We start from the raw sequence: 23,756 nt of genomic DNA on the forward strand, positions 1-23,756 counted from the left end.
GAATGTGGATTGAAGAGCTGTCTCCAGTGTGGAGGCGGCTTTTATTTGTTACCGCAGGGGTAATGATGGTGCGGGAATCGACGATGATGCGCTGGGAATCAACGAAGAGAGGAAAGAATCAACAGAGAGCAGTTGGAATCAACAAAGAGAAGAAAGAATCAACAAAGAGCAGCTGGAATTAACAAAGAGAAGAAAGAATCAACAAAGAGGAGCTGAAATCAACAAAGAGAGGAAAAAATCGACGAAGAGGAGCTGAAATCAACAAAGAGAGGAAAAAATCGACGAAGAGGAGCTGGAATCAACAAAGAGAGGAAAAAATCGACGAAGAGGAGCTGGAATCAACAAAGAGAGGAAAGAATCAACAAAGAGAGGAGAGAATCATCAATTAGAAAAAAGAATCAACAAAGACACAAACGAACTGCACTAATCACTTATAAAGGAATTAGATGAGATTCTGTCGGATAGACTATAAGGAGGTATGTGACAGCATGTAAAGAGGGTGAGATCTTGAGGACCAGTAGAATAGCGTTTTTATCGGTGATGAGTAATACATTTGTTGTGGCATTGAAGATTGTAGTTGGTTTGATCACGGGATCGGTGGCCGTGCTTTCGGAGGCGATTCATTCATCTCTTGATTTAATGGCATCGTTAATTGCCTTTTTTTCCGTCCGTATTTCAAAGAAGCCTGCAGATTCTGTGCATCCTTATGGACATGGAAAGGTTGAGAATCTGTCTGGTACGATTGAGACGATCTTGATCTTTGTTGCAGGGATTTGGATTATTTATGAATGTGTTCATAAGATCATTCATCCAGAGCCACTGCAGCTTCCTTTGCTTGGGGTACTTGTAATGGTGATTGGTGCGACAATAAACTTTATTGTCTCAAAGATTGTTCGGAAGGAAGCAGATCGGGTCCATTCGGTTGCGATGAAATCAAACGCGCTGCATTTACTCACTGATGTGTACACCTCTCTTGGGGTTGCCGTCAGTTTACTCTTAGTTACATTAACTGGTTGGTATATTCTTGATTCGATTATTGGGATGGTTCTCGCTGTTTATATAATGATTGAGGCTTTTAAGTTAATGAAAGAAACCTTTCCGCCACTTATTGATTCACGCTTAACTGAGAGCGAGGAATCTGCCGTACTTAAAATAATTGAAAGCTTTAAAGATGAGTACTTAGAAGTTCACAATTTTAGAACAAGACGCTCTGGACCACAGGAATACATTGATTTTCATTTGGTCGTACCATCTGATGCGAACATGGGGGATGTTCATGATCTTTGTGACCGGATGGAAGGAAAGATTGAAGAAGAGTTTCCTCATTCTGAAGTATTCATTCATCCGGAGCCTGAACACGAACGTGAAAATAAGTAGAGTTAAGACCAGATCCTACATCTGGTCTTTTTGCATTGTGTAATTTTATCTAGAAGGGTTTCTCTTTTCGCTCAAGTGGGAACAGTACTTTATATTCATATAAATGAGAGACATGCTGATGCAACTTCAGACAAGTCAGAAATGAAGGATGATAAAAAATGAACACAGGGAAAAAAATATGGATTACCATTCTCTTTGCGATTGGTGGAGGGGCAATTACGGGACTCATTGGCTCCGGTGTATTATTCTTGATCGAATCGATTTGGCCAGACGGTTTAATAGCCGATCTATCAGTAGGAACAACCTTCTTAGTTACCGTGCTACCTGGTGTGGTTGCTTCCTTCTATTGGTCGTTTTTCTATATAAAGAAACAAAAAAACGAAACCAAGCACTTGGATGATCATATTCCTAAAAACGAGCAGAAGTTTTAGAAAGGCCTTTTAAAAAGGTCTTTTTTTTGTGAGGAAAACTCACACAGCAATGTAAGGAAGAAACGAAAACCAGTAAACTAAGGATGGAGGTGCATGATGAGTGTACGAATTAAACAATTAGATACGATTCAACCTTATAAATCTGAGCTTTGCTCCCTACTCATAGAGACAGTTAATCAAGGAGCTTCGATTGGTTTTCATTTGCCAATGCATGAGGAAGAGGCACGAGCATTTTGGAACGATTATCACCCGAACGAATATCGAGTTACATTAGGGGCATTCAAGGAGCAACGCCTTATTGGCACCGTCAGTCTTGAACTAATCAGTAAATCAAATGGAAGCCATCGCGCAGAAGTCTGCAAGCTTATGGTCCACCCGGGTGCTAGACGACTAGGAGCGGCAAAAAAATTAATGATTGAACTAGAAAACGTTGCGAAACAACACAATAGAAGTTTACTGGTTTTAGATACAAGAGAAGGAGATCCTTCAAATAAACTTTATATCAGCTTGGGCTATGAGGTAGCAGGAACGATTCCTGACTTTGCGAGTAATGAAAAAGGCGAGCTTGAAGCAACCAATTTATATTATAAACTCATATAGAATCACTCTTTCAACTCACCAATGGTGGGTTGTTTTTGTTTTTTAATAGGAGAAATCAGATGGAATGTAGAAGGGATAAGGAGTGAAATGAAGGGGGATTGCCCGTGGTGGATGATTGTGTGTTTTGTTATCCAGAGCTTGATAGGGATCAACGGGTTGTGATGAGTAATGAGACATGTCTGTTTTTGCAATTGTGTTCTGCTCAAAAGGAAGGTGCAGCTTTGAATGGAGCGGGTGTCATTGTGCCGAAGCAGCATCGAAACAACACGTTTGACTTAACAAATGAGGAATGGAACGATACCTTCTCTCTTCTCATATTGGTTAAAGATTGGCTAGATGAAACGGTCAAACCGGATGGATACAACATTGGATGGAACTGTGGAAAGGTAGCAGGGCAGCATCTCTTTCATGCACATCTTCATGTGTTGCCTCGGTACATCTATGAGCCAATGGCTGGAAAAGGAATACGCTATTTGTTTAAAAATCAGGGAGGGAAGCTATGATTCGACTTGCCACATTAGATGACGCTCCATCCATTGCCCAGCTAACTTTGCAATTAGACTATAACATTGGTCTAGAGACTGCCAAAGAAAGACTCACTCACCTTCTCCATTCAACTGATCATGCGTTATTTGTATTTGAAAATAAAAACGAACTCTCAGGCTGGGCACATATTTACATAAAGCGTTTAATTGAACTCGAGTATGCCGAAATTGGTGGGATCGTTGTTCAGAAAAACAATAGGAGATCAGGAGTAGGGTTTAAGCTCATACAAGCATGTGAAGAATGGGCTAAAGCAAATAAGATAGATGAGGTGAGGCTGCGTTCTGGTGAACAACGAGCAGAGGCCCACACGTTTTACTTAAACCTCGGTTATGAGCATGTTCGGAATCAAAAAGTTTTTATAAAGAAGGTGTAGCACGTGAAGCTATCAGATCACGAAGCAAAGGCATTCGGGGTGGAAACCAACCATGAGAGGATGGAGAATGGCGAGCATCGATTTAGACTGAACCATGTAGACGGAAGTTCCTATTGCCGTACAGAAGCTACTGACCCTGGATGGCAAAACAGTCATTACCATAAAGGGGTTACAGAATGGTACGTAGTACAAAGTGGATGGATTGCTTATGCTGAATGTTCTTCTACAAATACATTTCACCTAACCATATTAGAAGAAGGGGAAGGAATTACTGTCAGTCCAATGGTTCCTCATAACATCTATCTGTCTGAGAATAGTGTAATTCATACCATTAAAGCGACAAAGGAAAAGCAAGAAAATGATTGGTTTGCTTCTCCTGAACTCGATGTCTATACGTCTCAATTTACGGATGAAGATTTATCTAATAGAAGAATGATGAAAACCCTAAAGTCTTCGCGCCTAACTTTACGTGAACTCTCCTACTCTGATTGGGAGTCAATTCACGCCTATGCGAAACGTCCTGAAGTGAGCAGGTATCAAGTCTGGAACCCTCAAAGCGAGGTCGACTCGCAACTTTTTTTAGCTGAAAGAATAAGGATATCGTTACTAGAGCCTAGATCTCAGTTCGCTTTTGCCATCATTGAAAAAGAGACCAATATACTGATAGGCTCTGTTGAATTAACTATAAGAGATACTCAACACCAAGCTGCAGAGCTATCCTATATTATTCATCCCAATTATTGGGGAAGCGGATACGCATCGGAAGCAGTAAGGCTGATGCTTACCTTCGGATTCTCCCAACTGAACCTCAACCGAATCTATGCCAAATGTGACCCACGGAACAAAGGGTCAGAACGAGTAATGCAGAAAGTGGAGATGGTATGGGAAGGAAGGTTGCGAGAAGATCTACTTCTTGCAGACGGCTGGAGAGACTCGCTTATTTACAGTTTACTCGCACGCGATTTTAACTCATAAGGAGGCATCACATGTACGCAATTCGCCCACTCCATTCATCCGAACATTACTTTTTAAAAGAAATGTTTTACGAATCAATCTTCATTGAGGAATCAAAGAAGCCACCACTTGAGGAGCTTCTAAATTCTCAGAATCTACTTAAGTACCATACAAACTGGGGAAAACCAGGTGACTGTGCTTTAGTCGCTGTAAGTAAAGAGGAAAAAAAGCTAGGAGCAGTCTGGTTTCGATTACTACAAGGGGATGAAGCTGGGTATGGCTATGTGGACGAGCAGACTCCAGAGCTTGGTATTGCTTTAACGAAAGGAGCGCGTGGAAAAGGCGTTGGTAGAGCGCTAATGGTTCAAATCATGAAGCAGGCTAGAGACGATCAGTTTAAGGCACTTTCGTTAAGTGTAGATCCCGACAATCAAGCTGCTGTAGAGCTTTATGCAAGTTTAGGGTTTGTTCAAGTGGCGATGGAAGGAACGTCTTTAACCATGGTTGTTCAGCTTGAAGAAGGAGAAAAGATTCAGCAGTTTCGAGAACTTGAAGAAAGTCATTTACAACCAGACGTCCGAAAATCTCCAGAGAAACTCAGTATGATATTAGCTGATGCGTTTGTTGAATTTGGCAGTTCGGGAAGATCTTTTGGAAAGAAAAAATGTCTTGAAGAAAGTGTAAGCCAAGATCGTCTGGTCATGCATCACTTCAAATGTAATCTAGCAACTGATGATGTGGTGTTAACGACTTATCATATTCAAAATCGTACAAAAGATCAGTGGACATTACGCAGCTCTGTTTGGAAGCATATAGACGGAAGGTGGCAGTTGTATTTTCACCAAGGCACGTTTCGTGATGAAACAAAAAACAAGTGAGGCGGATCATCCGCCTCACTTGTTAAAACGTTTTATTTCTCTGTTTCCACTGACTCTGACTTTTCTTCCATTTGCTTAGATGGCCAGAATGCCCATTTTCCAAGCAGACTTGTGATTGCTGGTACAAGTAATGGTCTTACAATAAAGGTATCAAGTAAAACACCAATCGCTGTAATTAAACCAAATTGTACGAGCACTTGAATAGGAAGCGTAACAAGGACAGCAAAGGTTCCTGCAAGGATAATCCCTGCTGAGGTGATGACTCCACCACTTTGACCGACACCTTCTGTGATAGCCGCTTTGAGTGGACGACCACGCTTTTTCTCCCAAATATTTGAGATCATGAGGATGTTGTAGTCTTCACCAAGTGCTGCGATAAATACAAAGGCGTAGATTGGGATCAAGGCTGAGATCGATGGGACATCGAAGCCATAATGAAGAATGGCCCAACCTAAACCTAATGCACTTGTGAAGGAAATTAATACCGTTCCAACAAGATAAATCATTGCTGTAATGGAACGTAGGTAGATGAGAAGTAAGATAGATACCACCACAACAACTAGGATGATGATGTTTGTTTGGTCATTTTCAATCACTGAGCGTTGATCGATTTGCTCAGCTGTTTGACCAGCAACCCACACATCATTTAGTTCATAGTCATCTTTTATATTTGCTACACCTGCTTGAATGGATTCTAGATCATCCATCGCCTCATTGCTATATGGATTTTGATCTAATTCCAACTGGTACATCACAATATTTTCATTTACTTCACTTACTTCAGGCTCTTCAACTTTTGCTACACCATTTAGATTTGCCAGATCTTCTGTTAGATCAATATCTTCTTCTGCTGTATCAAAAACAACTTTAACAGGTGCTAAGTCTCCTGACCCAAATCCTTCACTGATAATGGAGAAGCCTTCACGAGACGGTGTATCTTCAGGGAATGAAGACAATGTGTCATATGAAAAATCGATCTGAATGATGAATAATGAGCTACCGAGTAAAAGAACCATCGTCACAATCATTGTTCGAATCGGTTTAAATGCAGCAAACTCACCAACTCGATGCCAGAATGTTGATTGCTTGTGTTTTTTCACTTTTTTGTTCTTCTGTTTCGCACGTTTTTCTTCCATTTCTACTGTTCTAGGAACAAATGGGAAGAAGGCTGTGCGACCGATGACACTGAGTAGTGCTGGTACGAGTGTTAATGAAGAAATCATCATGATAAAGATTGATACACCAAATGGTACAGCAAAGTTTGTGATGGTTGCGTATTTTGAAATGAGCAGTGACATTAATGCAGCTACAACCGTTAATCCACTGATTCCAATCACACCAGCCATATCGGATAATGCTAAACGAATGGCCTTCATTTTGCTCTTTTCTTCATATAAGAATAGGCGGAAACGAGCAATTAAGAATAAGCAATAATCCGTTCCTGCTCCAAATAGTAGTACAGTCATAATCGCAATACCCTGTGAATCATATGATATGATTCCTTCTTTCGCTAGCCATCCGAGGATCGGAGTAGCTACTGCATATGCAGCCCCTACGGCTAGTAGCGGAATAAGCGGAAGGATAGGCGAACGGTAGATCAGTAAAAGAATTACTAGAACGAGTAAAACGGTCCCGATTAATAAGGTTACATCGGCGTCCGCAAATAATTCCGTCGCGTCAACGCTAATTCCAGCTGGGCCAGTGGCACGTGAAACGAGTTCGTCTGAATCGAGTGCAGCACTAAACGGATTATCCGATAGAATGTCTGTAGCTCTTTCTTCAATTTCAGTGAGTCCTGCTTTTGTTTCTTCAGCTGAGGCATAACTTTTAAAGAGAATAGTTTGAATAAAGGTTGTTCCATCCTCTGAAATCATTTCCTGCAATGCAGGGAGAGGGAAATCCTGATAAGGAATAGCCATTTCCTGGGCGTCCACTTCATTATCAGTCATACTTTGTGAAAGCTCTTGAATAGCAGCTAAGTCCTCTTCTTCTAAACCAGATTCTCGGTACCATGTAATTAATCCCGGTAACCCGTCGTTATTTGGAAAGTATTCTTCCATAATGCTTGCTGCTTGCATGGAAGGCTGATCATCAGATAACGGTTCAATTGTGTCATCCGTGTAATCTCCTGATGGAGGAAGTAAAAGCTGAAACGCTATAATAGCTAAAATCCAAACCCCGATTGTAATCCATCGGCCTTTCTTACTAACAATTGCATGTACGATATTTGTCAGTGCACTTCGCATGGTTTTCTCCTTTTAATTTATAATCCTTATCAGTTGATAAGTCGATTGTCTAATAGGGTTATATCACGATCAAAAAAACTTATCAATTGATAAGGCGTACGATCTATCAAATTATATTTTTTACGAACAATCCCTCCACATAATTGCAATAATTATGGGGTTTATGTACACTAAAGGTACAATTATCCACAAGAAGGAGTGAGTGTTGTGGTTCAACTGATTCTTGCCGGGTTACTCGTTGCGATCGTTATTTTTGCAGATGTGTTGGATTTCAGACAAGATCAAAAAAGATGGGGTTGGTTTAAGTCTTGGTCCAAACCAGCTAAGCTTTCTGTACTCGTTGGAATCACCCTGATATTCACTGTCTTCTGGACAGTAGTCAGTTTAAAGTATGTCTAGATAGAAGCTTTTACAAGCAAACCGTGTCCATGGAGGATACGGTTTTTCATATAGGGTATAGAACCATGAGCAACCTGTTAGACAAACTTCATGTTCACGATTATAGTAGGACAACTAATTATTTTTTTGGAGGTATAGAGTGATGAGTCAAATAAAAGGAATAGATACTATGTTTCATCCTGTGTCATTAAAAAATGTCATCATCCCCAATCGGATTGCGATGGCACCGATGACACGAGCTTTCTCACCAAATGGGGTGCCGAATGATAAGGTCGCTGCATATTACCGAAGACGATCAGAAAATGGCGTAGGTTTAATCATTACGGAAGGGACAGCTATTCCTCATCCGTCAGCTGTTAGTCATCAGGACATCCCGCGTTTCTACGGGGATGATGCTCTTGCAGGCTGGAAGAAGGTTGTTGACGAAGTACATGAAGCTGGTGGCATGATCATTCCTCAAATTTGGCATGTTGGCGGAGCTCGTAAAAAAGGTGAACATCCAAATAAAGAGGCGTTACCAGTGAGTCCATCTGGGTTAGATCTAGAGGGGAATGAAGTCACTGAACCGTTAACGGAAGAAGAGATTCAAGATCTTGTTCAGGCTTACGCTCAAGCTGCTTCGAATGCAAAAGCAATTGGATTTGATGGAATTGAAATTCATGGGGCACATGGGTATTTAATTGATCAATTCTTATGGGAGAAAACGAATAAGAGAACTGACCGCTATGGGGGAGACTTAAAAGAGCGGACAACCTTTGCCAAAGAAGTGGTGGAAGCATGCCGAGAAGCCGTAGGCCCGGAGTTCCTTATTGTATTCCGCTTCTCGCAATGGAAGCTGGGAGACTATGATGCAAAGCTAGCTCATTCCTCTCGGGAGCTTAATCAAATTCTAGAACCATTATCCGAAGCGGGTGTGGATGTATTCCATGCATCAACAAGACGCTTCTGGGAAGCGGAGTTCAAAGAGGAATCAGACTCGTTAAATTTGGCTGCCTGGACGAAAAAGTTAACAGGCAAACCAACAATCACAGTTGGATCATTAGGGCTCGATTATGCCTTCAGAGATGAACAAGGTACTTCGCATGAAACGAGTGTAACAGAAAATATCAACAAATTAGTTGAGAAGCTGGCAGACGATGAGTTTGATCTAGTAGCCGTTGGACGAGCACTGTTAGCCGATCCAGAATGGGCAAGAAAATTAAAGGATGATGAGTTAGAACAAGCAGTTCCATACACGAGAGAGTCCGTTCAAACACTGTACTAATTAGTAAAAGCCGTACACATTATCTTGATGTGTACGGCTTTTTGTTATATCCACTTCACAATGTCATTAAGTGGTTGTCTTGTTTTCTCTCTAGCTGGTTCCGTTTCTCTATAACCGAAGGCGGCCATAACAGAAACGTTCCATGTATCCGTATCAATGCCTTCGTCTGCTAGAATCTTGTTTACGGCATCTGGAAGATATCCTTCAATTGGACATGAATCAATCCCAATTTGTGCAGCGGAGGTCATCATATTAGCAAGAGCGATATACGTTTGTTTGCTCGCCCAATCAAAAAGAGAGCGTTCAGATTCAAACAAATTCTGTGCATCGTCTTGAAATGCCTTATAACGTGGGAGTATGTCTTGAATCATCTTTTCTGGAACCTGCTTCACGTGTTTATGAATGTTATAGACATAATCTGAATCGTAGCGCGCATTCTTATGTGCAAGAATAACAACAAAGTGGCTAGCGGTATCTAACTGTCCACGTGCACCAGATGAGACTTCTTTTAGTTTTGCTCGCAAATCTGGATTTTGAACAACTAAGAACTTCCAAGGCTCGTATCCGACAGAACTCGGAGAAAGTCTTCCCGTTTCCAAAATAAATTCAAAGTCTGAATCAGATATTCTTTTGCTTGAGTCAAATGATTTTGTCGCATGCCTGAAGTGAAAGGCATCTATAATTTCTTGTTTTTTCTCAGTAGATGTTGTCATGTTCATTCATTCCTCTCCTATTAGGTTTCATACTTGAGCGTAGCGAAGTTTTCCATGTGAGACAAGGAATCTGCTCTCTATTTATTGGAAGGTTTTTTTCAAGTTAAATAGAAGGAAGTAATAGAGGTTTTATATATGGGAGGAATATAAATGAAGAATTTGTCTTTTATTATGCAAGGAATCGCTTCCGTTCTGTTTGTCATTCTTGTGTTTATGTATTTCATTGGCTCATGGCGAGCGGATCCAATAATTGAGATTCTGTTCTTTTTTATCATGGTCACATCTGTTTTTGGATTTGGCATCGAAACAAACAAAAGAGTATCTAAATCATGAGGCAGGTCATTGCGCTTGGAGGGGGAGGGTTCTCTATGGAACCTGACAATTCAACGCTTGATGACTATATCTTGGCACAAGCAAACAAAGCCAAGCCTAAGATCTGCTTCATCCCTACAGCCGGCGGCGATCAGGACGGATACATCACACGCTTTTATCGTGCTTTCAAAGAGAAGCCGTGCACACCGGTTCACTTATCTTTATTTGATGCAAACTTCAATGACCTCGAAGATTTTGTGCTTGAGCAGGATATTGTGTATGTAGGTGGGGGAAGTACTCGGAACATGATGGTGCTGTGGAAGGAGTGGGGTTTAGATAAGATTCTTGTACAAGCCTATCAAAGGGGTTTGATCTGCGCCGGTTTAAGTGCCGGCGCCATTTGCTGGTTTGAACAAGGTTTAACCGATCCGTTAAACGGTCCACTTTACCCAATCAACGGATTAGGCTTGTTAAAAGGAAGTGTTTGTCCGCATTATGATGGAGAGGAAAAAAGACGTCCTGCTTATGAACGGTATATTAATGATGGCAAAATGCTTGAAGGCTATGGAATAAACGACGGAACAGCACTACATTTTATTGACGAGGAACTATATCATTCCATTCAATCAACGAATAAAAGTGGAGTAGGGTACGAACAAGTAGGGAGTAAAGCAGATAGCATCGAAGCATTAAAAGAGTAATCTAAAAGCAATGAGAGTATAATAAATGTTGTTCTGAATATCGAATTCTATGAGGTGAAAGCAGTGAGTAAAAAGGTTGCAATCGTAACAGGTGGAGGCAATGGACTTGGACGTGCAGTGGCTGTGAAGCTTGCAAGTCAGGGAGTAAATGTTGCTGTAGTAGATCTAGCTGAAGGGCCAGGTCATGAAACTGTTGATCTTGTAAAGGAACAAGGCGCAGAGGCAATATTTGTGCAAGCCGATGTTAGTAAAGCGGAAGACGTTAAACGGTATGTTGACGAAACCGTAAAAGCATTTGGAACGATTGATATGTTTTATAATAATGCGGGTATTTCAGGTCCCGGCAAACGATTTGTGGAAAATACTATTGAGGAAATTGACCTTGTACTTGGAATTAACCTGCATGGTGCATTGTACGGGTTAAAATATGTGCTTGAAGTGATGCTTAAAAATGGTGGAGGCTCCATCGTTAACACCTCTTCTACAGCAGGACTTGTCGGACAGGAAACAGTGGGATCGTACTCTGCAACTAAGCACGGAATCGTTGGGATTACAAAAACGATTGCTGTTGAATATGCGCGAGAAGGAATCCAAGTGAATGCCATCTCACCAGGTACAACAGAAACACCAATGGTAGCTGAGTATCGTAAGGCTAATCCTGAACAAGTGGAAAGTGTCTTAGCTGCTATTCCACAAAGACGCCTTGGGAAGCCTGAAGAAGTAGCAGAGCTTGTTTGCTTCTTATTAAATGGTGAAGCGAAGTATATCAATGGTGCAGTAATCCCAATTGATGGTGGATTTACAGCTCAATAAAAGGTGAGTTATGAGGCTGGACATAACTATACCTAAACAAGCAAATGGCGAATGGTTCAATTATTGAATCATTCGCCATTTGTGTTTTTTAACAAAACAAGCGAGGGATTCACCTGTAGCGGTTGTATTGCTATGTTCGTGTCATTTTAAGTCAATTACTGTTCTGACCCATATTTTTTTGTTTGTCGAAATCTCTGTTAAAAAGCAGGTATTAACCATTTATTAGTCAAATATATAGATAGATAAGGGGGAACGCCCATGGATGATGACATTATAGAAAGTGAGAGAGCTTAGTGAAGACAAACAAAGGTATGGCCTTAATCATCATTTTGTGGTTATCCTTTTTCCTGTATCCTCTGCAGACTTATGCTTCTGGGCAAGAAACACCGTCTGGCATTCCAGTCTCAGACATTGAAGCAACCATTGATGAGTATGTAGATGAATGGGTAGGTAATACAACGGCTGGAGCGAGTATTCAAGTGATCAAGAATCACGAAGTCGTCTTTTCAAAAGGATACGGCCTCGCTGATATTGAACAAAATGTTGCGATGAGTCCAACTGAGACCATCATGGAATGGGGATCAGTCAGTAAGCTTCTCGTTTGGATTTCATTAATGCAGCTTGCTGAGCAAGGACAATTGGATCTATCAGATGATATCGAGCCCTATTTACCTGATGGGTTTCTTACAAAATTGAGTAAAGAAGAACCCATTACATTTCTAGATTTAATGCACCACACGGCTGGATTTGAAGACAATGTGTTTGATCTTGGATTTCCTACACCTGAACATGTGACGACGCTTGAGGAAGGGCTAAAGATTGCAGAGCCACATCAAGTGTATACGCCAGGAGAAGTCGTAGCGTATTCAAATTTCTCAACAGCCCTTGCTGCGTTTATTGTTGAACAGGTAACAGGTGAGCCTTTTTATGAGTATGTAGAGAACGAAATCTTTGAACCTCTGAAGATGAATCACACAGCGATTCATCCAACGTTTCTTGGCAAGGAAGAGCTAAAAGACCAAAAAGCAAAGGGGTATCTGTTAGCTAATCCTTCTACGTTTGTTGAGTCAGATTGGTTTTACATGTCGATGTATCCAAGTGGTGGTGTGAACGGGACGGCAAGTGACTTATCTACTTTTATTCATGCCTTATTGCCACACGAGGGGAAATCGTCGCCGTTGTTCCACGAACAAGAAACGCTTCATACATTTCTGTCACAGAGCTATACAGCCGATGAATCGGTTAATGGAATTGCTCATGGCTTGTGGGAGTATACAGGGGCCGCGCGTGGCCTGTATCACGGAGGTAACACAAACTCTTTCTCCAGTCATGTTCATCTAGTGCCAGAAGAAGAATTTGCAGTGGTTGTGATGACAAACCAAGCAGGCGAAATGGAGATTAACTATGGTTTAACAGAGCTACTTGTTGGAGCAGAAAGCGTACAACAGGACGTAGGAGCACAAGATTTACCACCTACAATCGAAGGATCGTTCATTGCTACTCGCAGACCTCAACATAGCTTTATAAGCTTATATTTTGATCTTATGCCACTTACTATTAAGTCCTCAGAAGAAAATCAAGTTGAGGTGCACTATGCCGGTTTTTCTGCAACCTACCTGCAAACAAGTCCTCATACCTATAAGTTAGTGGAGGGGGACCTTGTATTCCATGCGATGGGTCAGCTATTTGTGCAGATGGAGAATGGGGTTGTTGATCGAATCTCAACATCGATATCAGATTATGAACCGTTTCCACCTGGTAAGGGTATGCCATATCTATGGATATATGGAGTCCTTGCAGTTGGAATTGCGCTCTATTTCCTCTTGATTCCGATTATCCTATTAATAAAAGTAATTAGAAATAAAAGCAAACGTCCAAGTTCGGGAATATCAATGGCACATGGAGTTCTTGCCTTAAGCGGAACAGTGTTAATTATTAATCTTCTAATCCTAGTTATTCGTATGCTAATGAATGCCTCGCGGGCGTATTCAGAGATCATGCCTCAACTCGTGATAAATGGAGTGTTCACAGGGATTGCAGGAATCGCCATGTTATTTATGATTTTAAATTGGCGCAAAACAAGGTCAACCGTAAAAGAGAAGATCATGTATATGTTATCAATAATCTTTATTGTGGTATTAATCATTCTTATGAGTGTGTTTGAGTTTTATAGGTAAGCAAATAGAGAGGTGAGCGAGGATGAGCAGAGCAGAGACGAGTCATTATTTAGAGTTAGATCGAGTCATTTTTATTGGAAGAACGTTTCATGAATATATGAACATATTTGGGTTGAATGAGCAGGATTTACAAGGTAAAAAAGTGCTTGATTGTCCGGCCGGGGCGTGCTCGTTTACAGCGCATGCCCATTCCAAAGGTGTAGATGTAACGGCATGTGACATGGCTTACACTCATTCGATGCAGTCTCTGCACGAGAAGGGACTAGAAGACGTTGAGTATGCGATGAAGGGGTTATCGAAAGCAGAGGACAAGTATCTATGGGACTACTTTAAAAATGTAGAGGATGTGAAAGAGCACCGTCTTGCGGCGCTCGCAGACTGTACAGATCATATGAGGACGTATCCTGAGCGATATGTGTCAGCCATGCTTCCGGTTCTCCCTTTTGCAGACCAACAATTTGATCTAACGCTCTCGGCCCATTTTTTATTTATGTATAGTGATCGACTGGATCAGGCATTTCACCTTAAAACAATCAAAGAATTGCTCCGTGTCACCAAAAAAGAATTGAGGCTTTTTCCTTTAGTTGATCTTGAAGGCGCGAGATATGCTGCTTTAGATCAAGTAAAAGCAACGTTAATTGAAGAAGGATATTCAGTCTCGGAAGTCCGAACAACGTATGAGTTTCATAGAAATGCGCATACGATGTTAGTCATTAAGCGATAAATCGTAGAGAAAAGAGGGTGTACGATGTCTATTCGAAAGGCCGTTATAAAAGATGCGCCTGCTATGGCAAAGGTCCATGTCGATAGCTGGCGTACTACATACAAAGGGTTACTACCCGATGAAATGTTGGAGAATCTTTCATATGATGATCGAACAAAGCTATGGGAGAACAATATTCAGAACGAACGAGCGATCATTTATGTAGCTGAGGACGAAGATGGTCAAATCATTGGTATTGCCTCAGGGGAAAAGCGTGATAAAAGTAAAGATGAGAATGTAGGGGACTTAACGACTGTTTACCTTTTTAAAGAAGAACAAGGAAAAGGAATTGGCGCTCGTCTAACCAATCAAATTTTAGAAGACCTCTATACATTAGGCTGCACAACCATCTACGTCGAGGTCTTAGCTAATAATCAATCAAAAGTTTTCTATGAAAAAATGGGAGCAACCCTTCAACAAGAAGAACAAATTACGCTTAAAGGTGAGAATGTTGATGTACTAATTTACAAATGGAAGAAGGAAGCTTGAACCAATAGATCCTGTATACGCTTGTGTACAGGATCTATTTTATTTCTTAACTTTTTCTAAAATTAGTGTGAATGAAGATCATTTCTAGCGGATATCTGTATAAAATGGAGGTCAGTACGTGATTGAAACAACATTTTTATGGTTATTTATCGTAGTCTTTATGGTTCATGACTTTGAAGAAATCATCACGGTCGAGCACTGGGCAGAGAAACGAAAAAGGCTTCTCCGATCAAAATGGACCAAACGAATCTGGACCTTCTGGGATATTCGATCTAATGAGTTTGCTAAAAGAGACGTTGTCATCTTTCTTTTTGTATCAGTGGTTGTCTTCATGCGGGTAGAATATTCTTTTGTGCCTGGTGTTGAAATGGGTTTTCAGTTATTTCTATGGATTGTATGTGTACATAACCTTATCCATCTCATCCAAACATGTGTAGCCAAAACATATACGCCAGGCCTTTACACGGCAGTCTTTCTAGTCACACCCTATACGTTGTTTCTTCTAATTCATCTATAGATAGTTAAGGGGGGATAGCATGTTCTTTAATAGAAAAAAGTTACAATGCTCTAGCTGTAAAAAAGAGCTTCAATCAGATGAAAAGGTAGCTCTATTCGTTCATGCAGGAGAGCTTAATGGTATGACGAATTTAAAGGCATTCGCAAAGCTACAGCGGTTGGAATGTCTAGAATGTGTCGCAGTAGAAAGGAAGTAATACCCGACCACAGCGCTCATCTCAACGAACTTTGTGTAAAATAACAAACATTCATAACCTGGTACTAACATTAGGTATAAACTAATCAGTAAGAATGAGGAATTAGGGGGTGTTCATTTGAAAGAAAAGAATCGGAAAGCATCTATCAAGATCGATCAGGCCATCGATGAGGTGCTCTTACTCGCGGAAGAGGATTATATTGATGTGTCTACGTATGAGGCGGTGAAGAAGGGGTTTGATGCAAAGCTTCTGGCTTTAGAGGAGCGAGAAAAAGAAGAGCTTGCTCAACAAAAAGCAGCTGAGATTGCAGAGAAGGAGCTACAGCTATCTGAAGCTACGACGGCCGAAACGCAAGAGCAAGAGCCTCTCGCACTTAAAAAACCAGTTCAAACACAGCCTGTTCGTCCAACCATTGTCAAAAAACAGCGTACTCCTGAGGAAAACCGTAAACGTCGCTTAACATATATTCTGACGTCTGGGGTCGCGTTGTTGCTCTTGGGAGGTGTGCTGCTTGCATTAACCAATTGGCTAGTACTTGCTCCAGTAACAAAGGTTTTCTTAATTAGTGGCATTGCCGTATTGTTTGCAGGAATGAGCTATGTGGCTCATCGTCTTAACATTAAACAAACGATGCTTGCTTTTCTCATGCTGTTTGCCTTTTTTGTTCCGATCGTGTTTTTCTCCATTAGCTACTACGGAATCTTTGGTGACTACTTATCAATGGGCGGAGAGGGAAGTTTGTTATTTGCAGCTCTTTCATCTCTTACGTGTGCTGTACTTTACGCGTTTTTATATAGCATAGAAGCAAACCGTACATTTCAGATTGTTGCACTTCTCGCGACCGCTTCAAGTATGTTGTATACGGCTGGATTTATTTCATCCACGATTGAGACGTATGTACTCATACTAGCAATCTTTGTGTTTGCTCAACTGCTTGTTTGGAACAAGGCAATGGGGTTATCTGCGTTGCAGTCGTATCGTGTGTATCTACCATGGTTTATACTCGCGCAGATCATTCTCGCGACCTTTATTCAATTTATCTTATTTAACTGGAGCCGTGCTGGCTTTGGTAACTATGCGTTACTTGGGATTCTTTATTATTGGTTCGCCTTAAAGCAGCCTGTGTACAGAATTCTCTCTATCCCTGCCGTTTTAACCTTTAGCATAGGTGTAACGGGCTTTATCTTCTGGAACGCGAATGAATATGACTGGTATAATGCCTTACTTACGTTAGTGTTGCCGACGATCCTACTGGCGGTTTATCAGATAGAGAAGAAGAAAACCGGGGACGCCTTATTGTATATGCCGATTCAGATTATCTTTTTTGTTACGATCTTTTTCACACATATCTTTAGTCAACTAATGCTCCTTGACGAGTATTTTTCTCCTAACTTGTACGGCATAACCATTTGTGGGACAGTGGTACTTCTGATTTCGGCTGGGTGGTTAGCTAAACAACGAGTGACCTTGTTCTTTGGTTATTTGTTAGCCAGTTATTCAATCTGGTATTTACTCAGTAAATATCTTAACTCTATCAGTACTAAAGTACTGATGTATGTTGCGCTCTTTGTGGTTCTTTATGTAGCGACAATCTTCCTACGTAAGTTAGATACGAGGTTGATTCGCCATCCAATTAAGCTCATTTCTGCAATGTCACTCGGAATGATTTCTTTGGAGCTTGCTGTCTTTTTAGAATGGTGGCTACTGACTGGGGTTTTACTCGGTTTAGCCATATTTGTCACTGTTTTGTTTAGGTATGAAGTAAAAGCGTATCAGCGTGTGTTAAGTGTAAGTGGAGTCATTGTCTTATTCTTTGCGGTAATTACATCTTATTTTGCCAGAGCAAGTGAAAGCATCTATCTTGCTCCACTTGATACAACGGTTCACTTTATAGTAGGTGCAGGTTTACTTTCAGGCTTACACTTCGCCTACAAAAAATGGCAAGGTATGCAGACAGCCATTGTTTCATATGCTTCTGGTGGCTTACTCTATCTTATCGTTCTCATGACGATCCTGTATCATTATCTTGTATTCGCTAATGAATACCCTATTGTTCTAACTGGCTATCTGCTTGCTGGAGTTCTTTACTTCCTGGTAGCTGCTGTTGTTATATTTAAGGAATCAGGATATTACGCAGGTGTTCTTGCTTTTGCGCTACTTACGTATATGAGCTTACTGAATACAGTGCTTGCTGAAACGACAGTAGGCTTCTGGGCCATTCTTCTCCTTTCAGGCGGCGTCTTCATATGGATCGGAAAAGGGATCAAGCGAAGCACCTCACTGGGAGGAACCTTGTTCTATGTGACAGGTCACATTCTCCTTTTTACCGTGGGCCTTTTCTATACACTTTTCATCTTCGTCAGTGATTTAAATGTTCATGGATTACTCGTACCATTTGTTTTCTTTATTGTAGAAGTCATTCGTTCAAAGAAACGAGCGTGGCGTCTTGCTCAAAGCTTATGTGCGGGAATCTTCCTATTGGTCCACAACTTGATTTGGTTTCTTGAGCTACCGGTGGTTACAGGGGCAGACAGCTTACTGCTTACAGGGGGAATCATCCTTCTGTGTATGCTTTGGAAACCACTGTCCTATCAAAGAAAAGGAATCGTGGTTGGGTTGGTCTTACTGAATCTCTATCCTATTTCATTACTTCTTTGGGAAGCGACAACGTATGGGATCATAAAAATAGCGATTGTTTTTGCGGTAAGTATTGCAAGTATTTATTACCTTGAAGAGAAGCTTAAAAAAGGAAACTACACTGCAATCCCATATGCGTTCGCTTCACTCGTCGTTCTTTTCGGAAATGAAAACACGCTTCTAACTGTTATTTTACTCGTCGCCTTAGCGTTTGCAGGGAAAGCAACAGGTGTTTATTACGTAGGCTGGTCCTTCATTTCAAGCAAACGAGTAAACAGCTATCAAATCATAAGTACGCTACTGATCCTATTTGCGAGTTTGCAGCTTCGTGGTGATCAAACGATTGGAACAGCTGTGGAGCTTACGCTTGCAACCATACTGTTTGCGTATCTCGTTCTGCTCTTTATCAAAGAGCCAAACAAGGGAGTTCGCTTTGTGAAGGCGGCTACGCTGTTAATCGGATTTTACTATCCGTACTCGCTGTTCCTGACGCTTCTTCCAATTGCAGATGAGTATATGGTCTTTATCTATACGGTTCCATGTATGCTTCTTGTGAGCATTCTCCTTCGAATGGTTGCCAAAGATTACTCATGGAGACCACCTGTTGAGATGGTCACTGTCATCCTAGGGTTTATTGTGATGAGTTTATCAACGCTTGCCAATCAAACACTTTATGGCAGCTTAACCTTAAGCATTCTTGCCGTTCTCGCCATACTCGCTGGCTTTTATTTGAAATACGCTGCCTATTTTATAACGGGTGTTGTTGCATTACTCGTAAACACTCTTTATGCCACGAGAACATTTTGGGCAAGTGTCCCTTGGTGGGTGTATCTTATGGCAGGGGGAGCCATTCTGATTGGATTTGCTACGTATCAGGAGCTTAAGAAACGAGAAGAAGATACCTCAATAAAAGATCAGTGGAATCAGTCAATGAGAAAGCTGAAGAACTATTTTACAAACTGGAAATAAGAAAAGGCAGAGACAAAACTAAAAATCAATTAAAAAACGGCGAATGATTCTACGATCGAATCATTCGCCATTCGTTTTTTGCCATCCGTATTAATGTTATGTCCCACCTTTTTTAAAGGAATCTTGCCGAGTCTATCGAATGCTTGTTAAAAGGAGTGATCAAATGAGTGTACCGAAACACATTGTCTCAGCTGCAGCCATTGTCTTAAATGATCAAAATGAGTTACTACTCGTTAAGAATCCACATAGGGGATGGGAGATGCCAGGTGGTCAAGTGGAGGAAGGCGAATCCATTGAATACGCAGCCATTCGAGAAACGGAAGAAGAGAGTGGAATTATCATTGAAATTACTGGATTCTGTGGCATTTATCAAAATGTTGAAGGGTGTATCTGTAATACACTATTTTTAGGAAAGCCTATAGGAGGAGAGTGCCGACCATCAAATGAAAGCGATGAAGTCGCATTTTTCCCTTTAGAGCAGGCACTAACGATGGTTAAGTGGAAAAACTTCAAAGAACGAATTGAAAAAAGTTTAAATCGAGCAGAGCACCCTTTCTTTGTTACATTTTGATACACTAAGGTAAGCAACTAAAGAAACAGGAAGTGAATGAAATGAAAAAACGAATTGCCATTGATATGGATGAAGTGATGGCTGACTTTATCCCGAAACATTTGTCTTTATACAACAAAGAGTATAATGACGAGATTAAGATTGAAGACTTACATGGATGCACGTTAGAGTCACTAAGACCAGAACTTGAAGACAAGATTAAAGGCTACATTAAAGACCCTACATTTTTCCGGGATCTTGCAGTGATGAAGGATAGTCAGGAAGTCATTGAAGAATTAACCCAAACGTATGAAGTCTACATAACAACCGCAGCCATGGAATATCCAACTTCTTTTACAGCTAAATACGAATGGTTGAAGGAGCACTTTCCTTTTCTAAGCGATCTGAACATTGTCTTTTGCGGAAAGAAAAGCATTATCCGAGCTGACTATCTGATTGATGATAACTCAAAGCATTTTAAAACCTTTGAAGGACAAGGAATACTTTATACCGCTCCTCACAACATACATGAGACAGGTGTAATTAGAGTAAACAATTGGAAGGAAGTACGGGATTATTTTCTATAAGAATAGGAGTGAATGGATGTGCCAATAAAACTGGATATGGTAGGTATTGTTGTTAAGGATATGAAGCGGGCGCTTGATTTCTATCGAACATTAGGATTTGAAATCGCATCAGAAATGGACAACCAGGCCCATGTAGAAGTAAATCAAGATGGAGTAAGACTTGCCTTTGATACAGTGGAGGTAGCAACATCTGTCTATGGGTCGTGGGAAGAGCCAACAGGTCATCGGATTGAGTTAGCTTTTGTATGTGAGGATGCGAAGTCCTTAGATGATTTATATAAAAGTGTTATGGAGCAAGGTTACACTAGCTATAAAGAGCCGTGGGATGCGTTGTGGGGACAGCGCTATGCCATTATTACTGATCCAGATGGAAATTTGATTAGTCTTTTTAGTGATAACAACTAGATTTATAATCTTCTTTATGAGAGGTGTAAGCCAATGAATATCATAAAAGTTCTTTATGAATGTAGTAATTGGTTAGCTATGGTTATGTATCTTCACATATTGTGGGTTGTATTCACGCTTGCTGGTTTGGTCGTTCTAGGTATCACGCCGGCAACGATGGCCCTATGTTCAGTCGTTCATAAATGGTACGATAAAGATTTTGACTTTCCTATATTTAAACAGTTCTATTCGACCTATAAGGCACAATTTAAGAAATCCAACGTATTGGGTTTGGTCTCGATGGGAGTTGGATTGTTTCTATATATTGATCTAAAAATCTCAGAAGAAATGATTCAATCATTTTACTTACATGCTGTCATTCTTTTCATCTGCTTCGTCTACCTCATTACAGTCATTTATATGTTCACCATATTCGTCAGGTATGAGTTAACTTTACTCTCCTACTTTAAACAATCATTATTTATTGCATTAGCAAGACCGATGGAAACTATCGCGATCGTTCTCAGTCTTTTCGTTTTGTATTTTCTCTTTAGCTTTATGCCGGTTCTTTTCATCTTTGCGGGATCTTCAATAATCTTTACCCCGATTGTATGGTTCTCTTATCGCGCTTGTTTATTAGTTGAAGAAAAGAAATTACATGTTCTAAACAACACGATTTCAGATTCAAAATAGTAAGATTCTTAAGAAGCTACACGGGTAGCTTCTTTTTAAATATTACTTCAGAAATGCTTGTATATGACATGCTTGAAGGGATGTCATAACATACACATTCCATCAAGAAGAACATATTCAGAGATAAGTAAGCCTAATTAATGTAAGCGATTTCATTGTTTGTTTGCACCATTGTGTCAATTTTTTGAAAACAACATATTGATACTATTTCTCTTCCAGTGCTACGATTGGAGCAATTTAAGAGAAGGAGGTATTCAATGAAACTACATTCAAAAACGCTCCCTGTAGAAAAGACACCTTCTACAATTCCACCTAAAAAAGTGAACAATAAAAAGACAAAAAAGATTCTACAGAACTGGCAGCTTTACATATTCATCTTACCCGCTTTTCTTTACTTTCTTATTTTTCATTATATGCCCTTGTACGGACTGCAGATTGCGTTCAAGGATTTCACTCCCGTTGCAGGGATAACCGGAAGTGACTGGGTTGGATTCAAGCATTTTACTCGTTTTTTTGAATCGTACTATTTTTGGGATCTAATTAAAAATACCCTCGGACTTAGTGTTTATGAGTTAATTGTTGGATTTCCTTTACCAATCATATTGGCACTTCTGTTAAATGAAGTAAAAGATAGCTTCTTTAAACGAACTGTACAAACTGTAACCTACGCTCCTCACTTTATATCTGTTGTAGTTATCGCAGGAATGGTCATTGCCTTTTTATCACCAGTAACTGGAATTATCAATCATGGTATTCAGTTGATGGGTTTCGAACCGATTGCGTTTATGACAGATCCTGCATGGTTTAAGACAGTCTATGTATTTTCTGGTGTGTGGCAAAGTACTGGTTGGGGTACCATCATCTACTTAGCAGCCTTATCAGGTGTAGATCCACAACATCATGAGTCCGCCGTTGTTGAAGGTGCAAATCGCTTGCAACGAATATGGCATATCAATATTCCATTTATCTTTCCAACGATGGTGATTCTTCTCATCATGAACGTTGGAAATATTATGGCACTAGGTTTTGAGAAAATTTTGTTATTCCAAAACCCTCTGAATCTAGAGTCTTCAAATGTCATTGCTACATTTGTATATAAGGCTGGTCTTTTAGATGCTCAGTATAGTTTTGCAGCCGCAGTTGGTCTATTTAATGCAGTCATTAACGCAATTTTATTGATTGTTGTAAATCAAATTGCAAGAAAAACAAGTGAAACAAGCTTATGGTAAAGGGGGAGCTATATGAACACATCATCAATACAAGAAACAAAGGTAGATAAGCTGTTTAAAGGATTTGTTTATCTTTGTCTGACACTTGCTTTGATTGCCGTTTTATATCCTCTCATCTACATCATTAGTGCTTCAATTAGTAGTCCTGCATCAGTGAATAGTGGACAGATGTGGCTTTATCCCGTTGATATTACGTTTGCCGGATATGAAATGATCTTTCAAAACAGTCAAATTTGGAGAGGGTATTTAAACACAATTTTTTATACAGTACTTGGAACGTTAATTAACCTGCTGGTGACTATTCCTGCTGCTTATGCCCTATCACGTAAGGATTTCTTTGGGAGAGGTTTCTTTACCGGTATGTTTGTTTTAACGATGTTCTTTAGTGGTGGGTTGATTCCGACATACCTCGTAGTAAGGGACTTAGGCTTAATTGATACAGTATGGGCGATGGTCTTACCAAATGCAGCAGCTGTATGGAATATCATTATTGCCAGAGTGTTTTTCCAATCAACAATACCAAAAGGATTGGAAGAAGCTGCAACCATTGATGGAGCCTCAAATTTTAAGATGTTCATGAAAATAATATTACCTCTTTCTGCCCCAATCATCGCAGTTATGGCTTTGTTTTATGGTGTTGGTCATTGGAATGGTTACTTTAACGCATTAATCTACTTATCGGACCGTAATTTGTATCCGCTTCAAATGGTACTAAGAGAAATCCTTGTCCTTAATGAGTTGTCATCAAATAATACTCAGATAACTGGCGAAATGGCAGAAGCGCTTCATAGTAAACAACAGCTTGCTGCGATTGTGAAATACGGAGTGATGATTGTTTCTACATTGCCTATCATCATTGTATACCCTTTCTTACAACGTTTTTTTGTTAAAGGTGTAATGATAGGTTCTTTAAAAGGATGAGCCTTTTTTAAGCTAAATTGGGGGTGAGTAGGGAAAG

The 23,756-nt window shown here is 40.3% G+C and carries 27 protein-coding genes; 25 read left to right on the forward strand and 2 right to left on the reverse strand.

All coding sequences use genetic code 11. The features are described 5' to 3' along the window. Positions 1–2: 2 nt before the first annotated feature. The 8 genes from NSQ54_03975 to NSQ54_04010 all read left to right on the forward strand — a co-directional run bounded on the left by NSQ54_03975 (position 3) and on the right by NSQ54_04010 (position 5,159). Positions 3–182: a hypothetical protein gene (locus NSQ54_03975; protein WYP27282.1), complete on the forward strand. Its 180-nt coding sequence runs from the start codon at positions 3–5 to the stop codon at positions 180–182. A gap of 322 nt (positions 183–504) precedes the next feature. Beyond that, a complete protein-coding gene (locus NSQ54_03980; protein ID WYP28491.1) occupies positions 505–1,377 on the forward strand; it encodes a cation diffusion facilitator family transporter in 873 nt (290 codons plus the stop codon). A gap of 158 nt (positions 1,378–1,535) precedes the next feature. Then, positions 1,536–1,808: a hypothetical protein gene (locus tag NSQ54_03985; GenBank protein ID WYP27283.1), complete on the forward strand. Its 273-nt coding sequence runs from the start codon at positions 1,536–1,538 to the stop codon at positions 1,806–1,808. Positions 1,809–1,904: 96 nt separating this feature from the next. Beyond that, positions 1,905–2,408 carry a GNAT family N-acetyltransferase gene (locus tag NSQ54_03990; protein ID WYP27284.1) on the forward strand — a complete coding sequence of 168 codons (504 nt, stop codon included), beginning with the start codon at positions 1,905–1,907 and terminating at the stop codon, positions 2,406–2,408. Positions 2,409–2,515: 107 nt separating this feature from the next. Next, on the forward strand, positions 2,516–2,911 hold the full coding sequence (locus NSQ54_03995) for an HIT family protein (protein WYP28492.1): 396 nt from the start codon (positions 2,516–2,518) through the stop codon (positions 2,909–2,911). Continuing rightward, positions 2,908–3,327 carry a GNAT family N-acetyltransferase gene (locus tag NSQ54_04000; protein ID WYP27285.1) on the forward strand — a complete coding sequence of 140 codons (420 nt, stop codon included), beginning with the start codon at positions 2,908–2,910 and terminating at the stop codon, positions 3,325–3,327. The genes NSQ54_03995 and NSQ54_04000 overlap by 4 nt, the downstream gene beginning before the upstream one ends. Before the next feature lie 3 nt (positions 3,328–3,330). Then, entirely contained in the window at positions 3,331–4,302 is a 972-nt protein-coding gene (locus NSQ54_04005; protein ID WYP27286.1) for a GNAT family protein, read from the forward strand. 11 nt (positions 4,303–4,313) lie between these two features. Then, complete coding sequence (locus NSQ54_04010; GenBank protein WYP27287.1) at positions 4,314–5,159, forward strand: GNAT family N-acetyltransferase; 846 nt, start codon at positions 4,314–4,316, stop codon at positions 5,157–5,159. Positions 5,160–5,191: 32 nt separating this feature from the next. Here NSQ54_04010 and NSQ54_04015 read toward each other — a convergent pair whose 3' ends face one another. Beyond that, on the reverse strand, positions 5,192–7,405 hold the full coding sequence (locus tag NSQ54_04015; GenBank protein WYP27288.1) for an MMPL family transporter: 2,214 nt from the start codon (positions 7,403–7,405) through the stop codon (positions 5,192–5,194). Between the two features lie 207 nt (positions 7,406–7,612). On the opposite strand from NSQ54_04015, the gene NSQ54_04020 reads away from it, so the two are divergent. Together NSQ54_04020 and NSQ54_04025 are read left to right on the forward strand one after the other, a co-directional pair. Beyond that, the gene (locus tag NSQ54_04020) at positions 7,613–7,804 is read left to right on the forward strand and encodes a hypothetical protein (GenBank protein ID WYP27289.1); all 192 of its coding nucleotides are present in this window, start codon (positions 7,613–7,615) and stop codon (positions 7,802–7,804) included. 142 nt (positions 7,805–7,946) lie between these two features. Then, entirely contained in the window at positions 7,947–9,068 is a 1,122-nt protein-coding gene (locus tag NSQ54_04025) for an NADH:flavin oxidoreductase (GenBank protein ID WYP27290.1), read from the forward strand. Positions 9,069–9,112: 44 nt separating this feature from the next. On the opposite strand, the gene NSQ54_04030 is transcribed toward NSQ54_04025, so the two are convergent. Then, positions 9,113–9,781, reverse strand: a complete 669-nt coding sequence (locus tag NSQ54_04030) for an NAD(P)H-dependent oxidoreductase (GenBank protein WYP28493.1) — start codon at positions 9,779–9,781, stop codon at positions 9,113–9,115. Positions 9,782–9,931: 150 nt separating this feature from the next. On the opposite strand from NSQ54_04030, the gene NSQ54_04035 reads away from it, so the two are divergent. From NSQ54_04035 to NSQ54_04105, 15 genes are all read left to right on the forward strand, one after another. Then, positions 9,932–10,114, forward strand: a complete 183-nt coding sequence (locus NSQ54_04035; GenBank protein ID WYP27291.1) for a hypothetical protein — start codon at positions 9,932–9,934, stop codon at positions 10,112–10,114. After that, a complete protein-coding gene (locus NSQ54_04040; protein WYP27292.1) occupies positions 10,111–10,794 on the forward strand; it encodes a peptidase E in 684 nt (227 codons plus the stop codon). The genes NSQ54_04035 and NSQ54_04040 overlap by 4 nt, the downstream gene beginning before the upstream one ends. 63 nt (positions 10,795–10,857) lie before the next feature. Next, entirely contained in the window at positions 10,858–11,607 is a 750-nt protein-coding gene (locus tag NSQ54_04045; protein ID WYP27293.1) for a glucose 1-dehydrogenase, read from the forward strand. Between the two features lie 293 nt (positions 11,608–11,900). Further along, on the forward strand, positions 11,901–13,784 hold the full coding sequence (locus NSQ54_04050) for a serine hydrolase (GenBank protein ID WYP27294.1): 1,884 nt from the start codon (positions 11,901–11,903) through the stop codon (positions 13,782–13,784). A gap of 22 nt (positions 13,785–13,806) precedes the next feature. After that, the gene (locus NSQ54_04055; protein WYP27295.1) at positions 13,807–14,508 is read left to right on the forward strand and encodes an SAM-dependent methyltransferase; all 702 of its coding nucleotides are present in this window, start codon (positions 13,807–13,809) and stop codon (positions 14,506–14,508) included. Between the two features lie 24 nt (positions 14,509–14,532). After that, complete coding sequence (locus NSQ54_04060) at positions 14,533–15,036, forward strand: GNAT family N-acetyltransferase (GenBank protein WYP27296.1); 504 nt, start codon at positions 14,533–14,535, stop codon at positions 15,034–15,036. A 118-nt stretch (positions 15,037–15,154) separates the two neighbouring features. After that, positions 15,155–15,553 carry an HXXEE domain-containing protein gene (locus NSQ54_04065; GenBank protein WYP27297.1) on the forward strand — a complete coding sequence of 133 codons (399 nt, stop codon included), beginning with the start codon at positions 15,155–15,157 and terminating at the stop codon, positions 15,551–15,553. Positions 15,554–15,572: 19 nt separating this feature from the next. Continuing rightward, positions 15,573–15,749, forward strand: coding sequence for a hypothetical protein (locus NSQ54_04070; protein WYP27298.1), 177 nt, complete (start codon positions 15,573–15,575; stop codon positions 15,747–15,749). 117 nt (positions 15,750–15,866) lie between these two features. Further along, positions 15,867–19,355 carry a hypothetical protein gene (locus NSQ54_04075; GenBank protein WYP27299.1) on the forward strand — a complete coding sequence of 1,163 codons (3,489 nt, stop codon included), beginning with the start codon at positions 15,867–15,869 and terminating at the stop codon, positions 19,353–19,355. A gap of 163 nt (positions 19,356–19,518) precedes the next feature. Continuing rightward, on the forward strand, positions 19,519–19,926 hold the full coding sequence (locus NSQ54_04080; protein WYP27300.1) for an NUDIX hydrolase: 408 nt from the start codon (positions 19,519–19,521) through the stop codon (positions 19,924–19,926). Between the two features lie 41 nt (positions 19,927–19,967). Then, the gene (locus tag NSQ54_04085; GenBank protein WYP27301.1) at positions 19,968–20,492 is read left to right on the forward strand and encodes a 5'-3'-deoxyribonucleotidase; all 525 of its coding nucleotides are present in this window, start codon (positions 19,968–19,970) and stop codon (positions 20,490–20,492) included. 18 nt (positions 20,493–20,510) lie between these two features. Continuing rightward, complete coding sequence (locus tag NSQ54_04090; protein ID WYP27302.1) at positions 20,511–20,897, forward strand: VOC family protein; 387 nt, start codon at positions 20,511–20,513, stop codon at positions 20,895–20,897. Between the two features lie 33 nt (positions 20,898–20,930). Next, on the forward strand, positions 20,931–21,569 hold the full coding sequence (locus NSQ54_04095) for a DUF624 domain-containing protein (GenBank protein WYP27303.1): 639 nt from the start codon (positions 20,931–20,933) through the stop codon (positions 21,567–21,569). 257 nt (positions 21,570–21,826) lie between these two features. Next, positions 21,827–22,798, forward strand: a complete 972-nt coding sequence (locus tag NSQ54_04100; GenBank protein ID WYP27304.1) for an ABC transporter permease subunit — start codon at positions 21,827–21,829, stop codon at positions 22,796–22,798. A 12-nt stretch (positions 22,799–22,810) separates the two neighbouring features. Next, positions 22,811–23,719 carry a carbohydrate ABC transporter permease gene (locus NSQ54_04105; protein WYP27305.1) on the forward strand — a complete coding sequence of 303 codons (909 nt, stop codon included), beginning with the start codon at positions 22,811–22,813 and terminating at the stop codon, positions 23,717–23,719. Positions 23,720–23,756: the final 37 nt, after the last annotated feature.

Origin of the sequence: Alkalihalobacillus sp. FSL W8-0930, from assembly GCA_037965595.1 — a bacterium.
Lineage (GTDB): Bacteria > Bacillota > Bacilli > Bacillales > Bacillaceae_D > Alkalicoccobacillus.